At 40.0% G+C, this 10,862-nt stretch carries 7 protein-coding genes and 1 rRNA gene; 2 read left to right on the forward strand and 6 right to left on the reverse strand.

What is annotated here, in order from left to right; genetic code table 11:
* Positions 1–84: 84 nt before the first annotated feature.
* The 6 genes from A9970_RS08715 to A9970_RS08740 all read right to left on the reverse strand — a co-directional run bounded on the left by A9970_RS08715 (position 85) and on the right by A9970_RS08740 (position 10,271).
* Positions 85–2,448 (reverse strand): GAF domain-containing protein, encoded by a 2,364-nt coding sequence (locus A9970_RS08715; RefSeq protein WP_182982041.1) that lies wholly within the window; start codon positions 2,446–2,448, stop codon positions 85–87.
* 12 nt (positions 2,449–2,460) lie between these two features.
* Positions 2,461–5,061 carry a hypothetical protein gene (locus A9970_RS08720; protein WP_182982042.1) on the reverse strand — a complete coding sequence of 867 codons (2,601 nt, stop codon included), beginning with the start codon at positions 5,059–5,061 and terminating at the stop codon, positions 2,461–2,463.
* 2 nt (positions 5,062–5,063) lie between these two features.
* Positions 5,064–5,960 (reverse strand): AvrE-family type 3 secretion system effector, encoded by an 897-nt coding sequence (locus A9970_RS08725; protein ID WP_259655358.1) that lies wholly within the window; start codon positions 5,958–5,960, stop codon positions 5,064–5,066.
* A gap of 119 nt (positions 5,961–6,079) precedes the next feature.
* The gene (ppk1, locus tag A9970_RS08730) at positions 6,080–8,101 is read right to left on the reverse strand and encodes a polyphosphate kinase 1 (RefSeq protein ID WP_182982043.1); all 2,022 of its coding nucleotides are present in this window, start codon (positions 8,099–8,101) and stop codon (positions 6,080–6,082) included.
* A gap of 162 nt (positions 8,102–8,263) precedes the next feature.
* Positions 8,264–9,448 carry a Pycsar system effector family protein gene (locus A9970_RS08735; protein ID WP_220801567.1) on the reverse strand — a complete coding sequence of 395 codons (1,185 nt, stop codon included), beginning with the start codon at positions 9,446–9,448 and terminating at the stop codon, positions 8,264–8,266.
* Positions 9,449–10,028: 580 nt separating this feature from the next.
* Entirely contained in the window at positions 10,029–10,271 is a 243-nt protein-coding gene (locus tag A9970_RS08740) for a hypothetical protein (RefSeq protein ID WP_182982044.1), read from the reverse strand.
* Positions 10,272–10,294: 23 nt separating this feature from the next.
* On the opposite strand from A9970_RS08740, the gene A9970_RS08745 reads away from it, so the two are divergent.
* Together A9970_RS08745 and A9970_RS08750 are read left to right on the forward strand one after the other, a co-directional pair.
* Complete coding sequence (locus A9970_RS08745) at positions 10,295–10,573, forward strand: hypothetical protein (protein WP_182982045.1); 279 nt, start codon at positions 10,295–10,297, stop codon at positions 10,571–10,573.
* A 206-nt stretch (positions 10,574–10,779) separates the two neighbouring features.
* Positions 10,780–10,862: ribosomal RNA gene (locus tag A9970_RS08750) — 16S ribosomal RNA — on the forward strand; the annotation flags it as partial.

Raw genomic sequence — 10,862 nt, forward strand, 5'->3', positions numbered from 1 at the left:
TAAATCATTATATTAAAATCTCCAGTTGACGGTACCCCATATCGCTTGCACCAATGGGGATAAATCTCCTTTTATTGGACAAATTTAGGAGAAATCTTGATAGTTTAAATTTACAGAAAGGCGAATAGCTTTCAAACCCGCGATTCCCTGTACATCCTCCAATTTTAAATGTTCGATGGTATGCTCAATGATGCCCATGTCGTAGATTGCCTTTATACTCAACATGAGATCCTCTAGGATTTCATCCGATAAATAGACAATCGCAATTTTATTGACCTGGGTAAGTCGTTCTTTGGTTCGCTTTATCCGAATTTTGTCTATCCTTTTTTTGATTATTTCATAACGGATATTGAGAGATCCCTCTACATCAAACCTCCGTTCATCTTCCCGAAAGCTAATATCAATGCTATGTGGATTGATAAAAATCAATTGTGTTGTTTCTAAAGTCAGAGGAAGAATATCTTTCGCATGGTAAGCTTTCAGCGTAATTCTAGCCATCGAAATAATTTGCTGACGCCTAAATACATTGATAAATTCGTAGCTGAAAGGTTGTTGTGGCGTAATGGATTCACCGATATAAATGTCATATTCAATACCGTCTGTCCTGAATTTTTGAAAATAAGATGGATAATTCCCCTGGATGAAGCTATTGAAATGATCCAGTTCTCTACTGATCAATTGATTGATCTGGCGTAAAGAAGTTTCAAATTCATTGCGATAAAACTCACCTGTGTCCCGATTGGTGAAAAAATGCTTCGCATAATGTTCGATCACCACTATTTTTGACGGGAATTGCTTTCTGGCTTCTTCTAAAAATGGCTGTACATCTTTCCTAAAAAACTCAATGATCTTGACCATCGACTCATCAAAAGAAATATGGTCAAGAGATTCTGTAATTTGATCAACACGTGCTGAAAAAGTCATAATCAACTTGTGCTTTCCATCTAAAGAGAGCTCATCAATAAGCATTGCGAGCTGTTTGACCTTGAAGCTAAAGTCTTTCAGAATGGAGGCGTTTCGTATGATCGTTGAGTCTTTGACATCGACAGCACCATAGAGGGGATAGACATCTTCAAATACTACCGCCTTAATATGCGCATCCCGACTGTCGTTTTCCAGTTCCTGAATGTACTGGGCCGCAATATGGTTAAATTTCCACTGAACCGAAGGCTGTATGGTCGTAAACCGGTTGATGATGATATCGTCGATACGTTTTTTAAATTCTAGGGTGATATCCTGAGATAGTTGTGATAAAAGGGGGACCAAAGAACCTAAGGCTTGCATTGTATCATTGTCGAGCTGATCTTGTTCACGGCTGTATATTTCCAATATGCCTGAGAGGGAATGATTATGAATGAGTGGAATACACAGATAGGTCGTTACTCCCGAGCGACTAATCCGTTCGTCGAAAATGGATGTGGTATTTCGGAGGCCATTCGTCGCATTATTTGTATAAAATATAACATGCGGATGTTTTAGGTAGTCCGCAAGTTCAGGATTGATCTTGAATGTTTTATTTGCGGTATACGCTTCCGCAATCAAGATGCTTTTATTGGTGATTGAATAATCGAAAAATGGGACCCCATTTAATTGGAATAACGGAAATAAACTAAATACGGTTTCAGCCCCTTTTAATAGCGGTGTGATGATTTTTTCTAAATCAGCGAAAAAGAGATGATAATTGTATGTCGGCAGATCCAAGAGAATGGACTGAATGCGACGTAAAGTATGTTCCGTACTGGTCTTTCTGAAAGTTACAATACTAAATCCCGATAACTCAAAATCTTCCAGTTTAACGGTATTGATAACGGTATTCCAATCAAAAAGCGAATCACTGGGATTTTCCGATAAACGACCTATATCAAGCGCAGGAAGTGTTTTTTTTGCCTTGATCTCAACAAATTTGAAATCGATGTCCAAATCGTAATAATCGACGATCTCCCCCCGATCATTGAGTTGATGATAAACAATACTGCTGTTTTCATTGGAAGAAAAGCCATAGAGTCGCTCGAAGATGAGGGTATAAAAGAGCTTTTCTTGATTGGTAAGAAGGCTTCCGGTACGCATCTTCCCTTGAATTTCTTGCTCTACAAGCTGAGGGTTAGCTAGGTCGAAAAAGGCTTCCGTTCCATAAAAGGCTTCTTCTGCTAGGGCTGTTGTGAGTGCCCAGTACCTTTTTGGAGCAGTGTCAATCAACGATACGGAGAGGCTATAAATCAATTGCAGAATATCTTTATAGGCTTTGAGGTTATGCTTGCAGAGTTTCCCGTTGAGATGTTCTATTTCTTTGATGCGTTCCAATGCATACAAAGGAATCATATCATCGGATGAAGTGCCATTTTCAATAAAAGATTCAAGGTATTTGAAAAATGGTTCAAAGTCTAGTCTGCCATTTGCATACGTATTGGCCGTTTTCTTCGTTGTGAGTTGTACTTTCTTTATCTCCATGGATCGAAAATTTTAAAAGCGGAAACCTGTGCTGAAATAGGGATACCAGCCTTCATTGGATTTCGTCATGACAAAATGTAAAGGAAGTGCATTGGCGACGACGTAATAAATGCCTCCGCCCACACCCTGATGAAACTTATCGTTGTTATAGCCCTTTGCCCATACTTTCCCAACATCATACATACCCATTAGTCCGAATTCACCTGGAAGAACATAGCTTTTGACATCAAGTACTTTAACACGAGCCTCTAGGTTATTATAAAGCATCTGTTGCCCTGCAAATCGGTACTGGCGAAATCCTCTGAGATTTTCATGGCCGCCTAGAAATAGATATTGATAAAATGTAGGGTTCCCGACAACGGTGCCCCCTCCTGTTCTATTGGCGAATATAATACCTTCATTGAATGCACTAAAATAGCCGGTCATTGCAGCACTTAACTGCGCTGAATTTTTTGAGTACTGATTGAGTCCAAAATAGGAATTCAAAGTAGCTTCAATATATAGCCCTTTACTTGGGTTAATCTTTCGATTACGGGAGTCTTGTGTTAAAAAGGCATTGATACCTGCAAAAGCTTTGTCTTTGGTAATCGATAAACTATCGTAAGAATGTAAAGCTTGGGGATTTAAAATAAATCGATCTTCATTTTCAATCGGATCTAAGTGGTAAAATTGGATATGCGGACCTACGGCAAAGTTTAATGTAGCTGAAGGTTTCCACCTTAACTGTGGATTGATATTGAAAATATTGAATCTACTTCTGTAATATTTTGCACCATACTGTTCCTTTAAGAAGAGCGAGTTATTACCGACGCCGAAGAAATTCTGCGTGTTGTCAGGAGCTTTTGCTAGCGCATCGACAACAAGATCCGCATCCCCGACAACAGCTATCCATTCGCCCCTATAGTGAATTTTATAAGCTCCGGTCCGGAAGGCTGTTGCTACAGTAAGTTGTTGCTTATAAGTAAAGGGACTTTTTCTAAATCCACGCTGATGTGTGTAAGCAGCGCCTAGCCCCAGCGAAAAACCGTCATCAGCATTATAACCCGCAGTTACCAGGGGAAGCCAGGTGTTGTACAGGTTTACAGGAACAAATTGCGTGTTGGTACTATCTTGTGCATAATGAAGCTTTATTTTGTTCTTTTCACCCAGTAAAGTGGAATTTTTGGTGTTTTCGTAAAGCTGTATTTTCGATTTGCTTTGGTTGATCACATAAGTCTTTGGCGTGTTATCGCCAATAATTCGGAGTTTTATAGGAGAATTTGCGTTATCGATGACAACAGAGTCTTTTCCTTCAGCCAAATAGAGACGAATTTCTTTTGTCAGGGAATCTTTATAGGTTTTGTCCATCAATGCTTTGGTGACTTTGCCATCTTTATTGATCTTCGAAACTTTGACTTTTAAGTTTTTATTTGCTGTGCTGTATATTTCTACTTTTTCGTTTTTGTCGCTGAGATGAATATCGACAATGTTATTAATGAAATTGTAATACTCTTCCATCGCCATAGGCAGTGCATCACGACGGCTTTGAAGTGTTTTAAAAATTTGCTCTCCACGAATAGCAATGGACGACTGCGGCAGGTTATGTACCGAAGCCCATAATACCGAATCTGTGAGACGTGCTACAAATTGCTTGACCTCTTTGGTCCATTCCTTGTGAGGAAGCTGGTTGCTCGGATGAGCATTTAAAAAGCGTGATTTAAACAAAGAATAGCGAATATCGGGAATACCGGTCGTGAAACCTTGCATGACTGGGTTGACAAATTGCTGATAGATATCTTTCATCAGAAAACCTTGTGTGACACGTAGTGCCTGATCCCGATCGCGGGGAATAGGAATATAGTCTTTATCGTGATCTGTGCTATCCTGATTTTCATTGTACCAACGCCATTGATCCTCGTGTCGATCCCAATCGCTTACCAGTACATCCAGCATTCTTGCGCGGAGATATGCCTTAGCCTTAAAGTTATCGTCGTTATCTTCCTGTAGTTTTCGTACAGCTTTCGGGCTGTTGTCTGAATCACCAAGAGGCTCGCGTTCTTCTAGTAAAGCCACCGTGTGCTCAAAAAGCGGAGCATATTCGCCCAATATGCTGTCTTGTGCAACAACGCCGATGATGGGATGGGCATGTGGGACGTTCACGGCATTTGCCAAAGCGGGGATCATAAGCGCAGAATAGGGATGCTGTGCGCTAGTGGCATCGTCCAAGACATCCTGTACAAAGGTGCCATGTAGCTCTTCTGGTATAAGGGATTCAGTCCTTTTATTGACTGATCGTAGTGCCCATTCCCGACCGCTTGAATCTGTAAGTCGTAGAGAAACCGATTGCATCCCGCCCCCTTGTTTGACAGGACGCAGTCCCCCGTACAAGGTTGAAAGCTGGAGCAAAGGTAAGGTGGTTTCTGCAGCCCATTCTTTGCGGTAGTTTTCGCCAAGGAAGAACTTTTTGAATTTACTGGCTTTACCATATTTTGCATTTGCAACGATACTTACACTGTCCTTGATGACGGTTTTAGCAAAGGACTTGCCCTGATTTGCAGGTGACTGTGTATGCTTTTGTTGTGAATAAACATGACTAGCAAGAAAAATAAGAAAGAATGGTACAACCTTTTGCATGCCTATTTTTGTTCAAATTTATAAATGATCCCTTTATCCTGATTACCGGCTTCGCTGCTGATGTAAAGATTGAATTTTGAATCAAAGTTAATGCCTTCAGGTTGAGGGAAGATCTTCGGATCTAATGGAGAGAGCGATTTTACACGAAAATTCTCATCGGTCACCACAAGGGTTTTGTCGACAGAAGATAAGATATACCATTCCTTGCTATCTGCTTTTTTCGCTAACGCCGAGGGTTTGAACGTTTTCTTAATTTTAGCGTCAAATGCCTGAAGTTGATCAAGCTGGATGGCAAATTCTCCTTTCGGCTGAAATTGACCATGCTCGTCAATTGAAAAGACATAGCCAGAGGTTTGTGGTTGTTTTCTATCGACCTTACATTCTTTACATAATACGTATGCCTGGTTACTTTCGCGGTCAACAAAAAGTCCCTCGTACTCTCCTTTTGGGAGTAAATTTTTCTGTTCAACAACGTTTTTTATATCGTCCTTTTCGGCAATCGGAAAGGAATAGATGCTGCCATTGCTCTTTAAGATAAAGAAATGTGTATTGCTTATTGAGATATCCTCATAGTCGCCATCTTTTCCGAAAGGGTTGAACGTGACTTTTTGTGTCGGTTGGTTAAACTTATAAAGAAAGCCCTGCTCGTCTTGGATGGCATAAATATCATCATCCTGTCCCGCGAGAAAGGCTATCCCGGATATTTCTAATAATTCGTCTGGCAAACTCATCTTTATGCCCGAAGATAATGTATAGGGTATTTGTTGCGGTTTTTCAGCTTGAACATGAGCGAGCTTGTTGTTATTTTCCTTGGCTGTATTATTCGGGTTGCAGGCGAGAAAAATAGCGGAGGCTAAGCCTAATGCCATCGTTGTCAATATCGTCGGGTTTTTCATCATTATATGATTAAATTTAAATTGATGAAGTCATCAGGTTTCTGAATGAGCTTACGTGCAATGATTATTTTGTTGGGCTTTCAGGCTGGTCATACTCTTATGAGGTGCCCTGCTGAATAGTCCTATTTTTTCATTTTGCCTTTCAAATAATTAAGGATTTGTTGCTGAGAAACATTCTTCTGTTGTGTTTCTATTGCCTGATTTTGCCCATGTTCATCCAACAAAGTTGCTTCGGTGTCATCCGAAAATTGAATATCGAACAGCTCCTGTATTTGATGTGCTAATGTCAGATTCAGCAGCGGAAAGCAAGTTTCTATACGTCGGTAAATGTTGCGGTTCATCCAGTCCGAAGAACCCAGGTATACGCTGCTTTGTGCTTGATATTGAAAAATAAATATTCTGCCATGTTCTAAATATCGTCCTACAATCCGTTTCACGACAATGTTGTCGCTCAATCCAGGTACTTGTGGTTTTAGTCTACAGATTCCTCTAACCAATAACTGCAGCTTTACCCCTGCCCGGCTTGCTTCATACAATTTATTGATTAACGATTCTTCTTCCAGATTGTTTAATTTAATTTTTATTGTAGTTGTCTCTCCGGCCTTAGCGGCTTGGGTGGCCTGGTCGATCAGGGATAAAAACGTATGTTTGAGGTTGAACTGTGCAATCAGTAGATGACTAAAAGGCAGCTCATTTGGACTATGGGGTTTTCTCCGGGCTGGTAAAAACTCGAATAGCATATTTAATTCGTTGGTCAATAGCTTATTTGAGGTGATGAGGAAGTAGTCTGTGTAGACCTTCGCCGTTTTTTCATTTAGATTTCCTGTACCTAGCAATGCACTTTCTCGACCTTGTTTGCGTTTGACCAGCGCTATTTTGGCGTGTACTTTTAAATTGGGGATACTATAGGTGATTTTTACACCCTGTTCCTTCATCAATCGAGCCCAATGTATATTATTTGCTTCATCAAAGCGCGCTTTCAATTCGACAAATACATTGACTCTTTTTCCATTCTTTGCTGCGGTAGCGAGTGCTTGTGCGATATGAGAATCGCCTGCTATACGGTATAAGGTTGTGTAAATCTCGTCTACGGTTGGATCTATCGCCGCCTCGTTAAAAAAACGCAGTATGGGGTCGAACGATTCATAGGGAGTACAGATCAACAGATCCTCTCGGTCTATTTGGTCAAAGATAGATTCTTTGAAATTATGATTCGTATTAATTTGCAGCTGTTTTGGATAAGAAAGTTCCGCTATTTTAATCGGAAATGAAAATAGATCCTTGAGATTGTGGTAATTTCCGCCTTCGACAATGCTACTTTTCCGCAGATCAAATAATGTTGCCAGTGTTTCTATCAACTGTTTTGGCAGATTTGGCTGGAATAGAAAGCGTGTCGCATAGCCAAGGTCACGTTTATTGACTTCCGTCTCGATTTTTTGGGCAATATCACCCTCAAATTCATCTTGGAGATTTAATTCCGCATCCCTTGTGATTTTAAAGGAATAGAAATTTAATGATGTATTTCTTATGGCTTCAGGAAAAAATGCTTTGATAATATCATCTATGAGCACAACATATTTATTCCCATTGATCTCACAGGTGAAAAAGCGGCCAATATGATTTGAAGGCACATTTAGAAAGAATACCGCTCCAGTATTGTCGTCTGTAACGACGAAGTAGAGCTGATTGTTGATCGGGAAAAAAGAGGTGTCATCAATCGGTATAATTTGGAGGTAGGAGGCAATTGTGGTAAAGAAATATTGGGCTGCTAGGTCTTTTATTTCGGCTGGAATAGCTTGATTGTAAATTAAGAGTATATCTTCTTTTGCTAATTCTTGGATAATATCAGCTAGTATTAGGCCAAATTTTTCCTGTTGTCTATTGATGGTTTTTGACGCTTTTTTATAGGTCCCAATATCTATGTTCGGAATGAGCTGTCCGGGATTTTGCTTCATTATTTTTTTCCAAGCCATCAGTACAGGCATTCTAACCCGATAAAATTCATCCAGATTGGATGAGAAAATAGCGAGAAACTGTAGTTTTTCCAATAAAGGGACCTCCTGACGACCAGCTTGGTCAAGTACCCTATCATTGAACGACAGCCAGCTGATGTCTCTGTTGATATAAAGATCTTTCTTCTTCATCCGTATAAATTTATGGTTATGGCAACATGCTTACAACAACATCAATAAATGATGCGGTCTATTGGTCGCTAATGATTGATTTAAAGGCGGCATCTTTTTAAATAAAAAAGAAAGTTTGAACAACATGATCCTGACATATTCCGCTGTGTTTATAGGATCGCATTAAAATATGGTTGCGACGACAAAAGAAACAACCGATATAACAAGGCCAAACATAAAAATTCCATATGCGTATCGTAGGAGTTTGTATTTTCGCCCTAATACCACACCTTGCGAATAAACATCCTTGGTAAGCATGCCATATAGAAATTCCGAATCGACCATTACCTTCTGCATGCCCTCGTTGTAGTCGTCGAGTTTCATCTTGTAAAAGTTCCCAAAAAAGAGCAGATTGACTGATTTTTGTTCGATTTCCTCCTTTGAGAATTTACCAGAGGGAATTTTGGGTATTGTTGACAGTATTGCCATGACCATGGTTGCTACCACGGCCGTTGTTAAGATAATTGTTGGGATAATAAGGTGCTCGTTGGCATCTAGTTTCCGAAATAAGACAGCAATCACAACGGAAAGGATAATAGAATTGACCGTTAACAAGATGTTGGCCTTATTGTCTGCCATGTCGCTTAATCGCTGATTGTTTGAGGATGTAATCCGGAACATTGTTTCTATCCCACGTTCTGGCTTACTGCCTTTATCCTTTTCCTTCTTGTCTTCTTTTTTGCTTTCTTTATTTTTTGAGATAGATTTCTCCTGTTTTTTCTCCAGTTCTTTTAGATTCATCTCCTTTTTGGCATTGAGCTTTTGCTGCGCATATTCAGTATGGTAATGATGGCTCATTAATAGTTTGATTGTGCCCGCCCTCCATACGTCTTTATCGATCTCCTTCCCTAGTACTGCTTCAGCTTCGGCTTTCATCAGTTTGTTTCTGGTAACGAAATCCTCGTTCCCAAAATGAAATAGGTCCGCGTCGCAGAGAATTTGCTCCAGCAGGTTTGTTGGATCCTGAGGCATTCTCGTTGCTAAAATACAACCTTTGATTTTTTCCTGTATGGCTTCCGGTATTCCTTTATCCTGGAGAAAATTGAAAGCAATTTCGACACTTATCTTCTCATGACCGATAGCATTGTCAGATTTTACGTAGCCGAGGTCATGAAAGTAGGCGGCACTAATAACAATAAAGTGATCCTCCTCTCCTAGTTTATAGTGCGATGAAATCTCCTCCGCAGCACGTACAACAGAACGTGTGTGTATCGTATTGTGAAAACAATGGCAAACTGAAATATTTTCTGTAATATAAGTTTCAGCATATTCTTCTACCTGTTTTAAAAGCTGAGCATAATCTATCATGGACCAATATGGTTTTATGTGCAATAAAAGTATTTAATATCTTTAATTTCTTAAAAATAAGGTCTTCTTTTTTGTTATTTATTAACCTAGATCAAATTTACTGAAAAAAGAGATATTCCAATAGTTGTAAAATTGCCTATTATATAAGTAGATAGTTGATTGTTAAAACAGATCGTTAATCGGATAAGATCTTTCAATATGAGTCATGACGCTCAGGCGAACTGGGTTTGGATAGTTTTATGATGCGAGCGACCCATGGTTCCTCCCTAAGCGAGGAAGAGTTCTGGATTGCTTATCCTTTAGTTTAGTTTTTGTCTATAGTTAGCTTAGTCTTAGGTTAGGTTTAGTTTAGCTATAACCTAAGCTATACCTAAACTAAACCTAAACAAACCCTAAGTAAACCCTAAGTAAAGTGGTTAGAAAGTATAGCTATTAAAAGAGGCAATCAAGAGCGTTGTATGCTGTCCCCTTTTGTGTGCTGCGCTGAGGTATCCTTCCGGTGTCATCTTTCCGGCGGCATAGTTTTCCGTCCTTTCCGGCACGGATTCTACCCGGGGATTAACAGAGGATCCCGACCGGATTATGCAGCCTGATGTTTTTCTATTCTTTTGGCTTCTATCTTTGCGCCCGTTCCCGTCCATCGACTGCGCTGCCATTCCCGTCCGACTTTAGTACTTTCTTGTGCAAGCCACTCCTTTCCGGTGTTCTGAGCGGAAGCCCGCACGGGAAGCGGGGACTGAAATCCGCTGCAGATCTTAGGAAAGTACCCTTTTTGCCACCTTCGGCGCAAGCCTGTGGTCGGAAACCAAAAAGAATCTCGCACCGTTACAGGCAGTTAAGGATAAAATGAAAATAATAAGAACAAAAGGCTTGGAAGTGATTGTTAAAACTCCCTATCTTTGCACCACTCCGCAAGGGAGGGACGGTTGCTTCGAAAGAGGGAACCATGAAAAAAAGAAGGGTTTAAGAGAAGCCTGGCAGGATTTAAAATCCCGTTCAGTTTATTTTAAACGCGGAAATCGAAAAAAAGGAAAAGAAAAAAAACTTAAAAAAGTTTTTGGAAGTTCAAAAAAGATTTCTACCTTTGCAGTCCCAACGGAAACGAAGGGAAAAACAAAACGATAAAGAGGGGCGCAATGCCTATCGGAATATAGCGGATACGGAAGTTGAAGCGAGAAAAGTTCTTTAAGAAAACACAATCATGTAAGCGTGACGAGTAGACAAACGAAAGTCATGAACAAATTCAAGAATTAGTTCAATTCGATCCAAGATCAGAGATATAAAAAAAGAATTCTGATTATGTAAATAGTTGGAATCAAAAACTTCATTTTACAATGGAGAGTTTGATCCTGGCTCAGGATGAACGCTAGCGGCAGGCCTAATACATGCAAGTCGGACGGGATCCGTCGGAGAG

It is taken from the genome of Sphingobacterium sp. UME9 (assembly GCF_014170215.1).
Taxonomy (GTDB): Bacteria; Bacteroidota; Bacteroidia; order Sphingobacteriales; family Sphingobacteriaceae; genus Sphingobacterium; species Sphingobacterium paramultivorum.

Coding starts and splice junctions, on each gene's coding strand:
- A9970_RS08725 (WP_259655358.1), bottom strand. CDS start 5,960: ATGATGAAAAACCCGACGATATTGACAACGATGGCATTAGGCTTAGCC.
- A9970_RS08720 (WP_182982042.1), bottom strand. CDS start 5,061: ATGCAAAAGGTTGTACCATTCTTTCTTATTTTTCTTGCTAGTCATGTT.
- A9970_RS08735 (WP_220801567.1), bottom strand. CDS start 9,448: ATGATAGATTATGCTCAGCTTTTAAAACAGGTAGAAGAATATGCTGAA.
- A9970_RS08715 (WP_182982041.1), bottom strand. CDS start 2,448: ATGGAGATAAAGAAAGTACAACTCACAACGAAGAAAACGGCCAATACG.
- ppk1 (WP_182982043.1), bottom strand. CDS start 8,101: ATGAAGAAGAAAGATCTTTATATCAACAGAGACATCAGCTGGCTGTCG.
- A9970_RS08745 (WP_182982045.1), top strand. CDS start 10,295: ATGAAAATAATAAGAACAAAAGGCTTGGAAGTGATTGTTAAAACTCCC.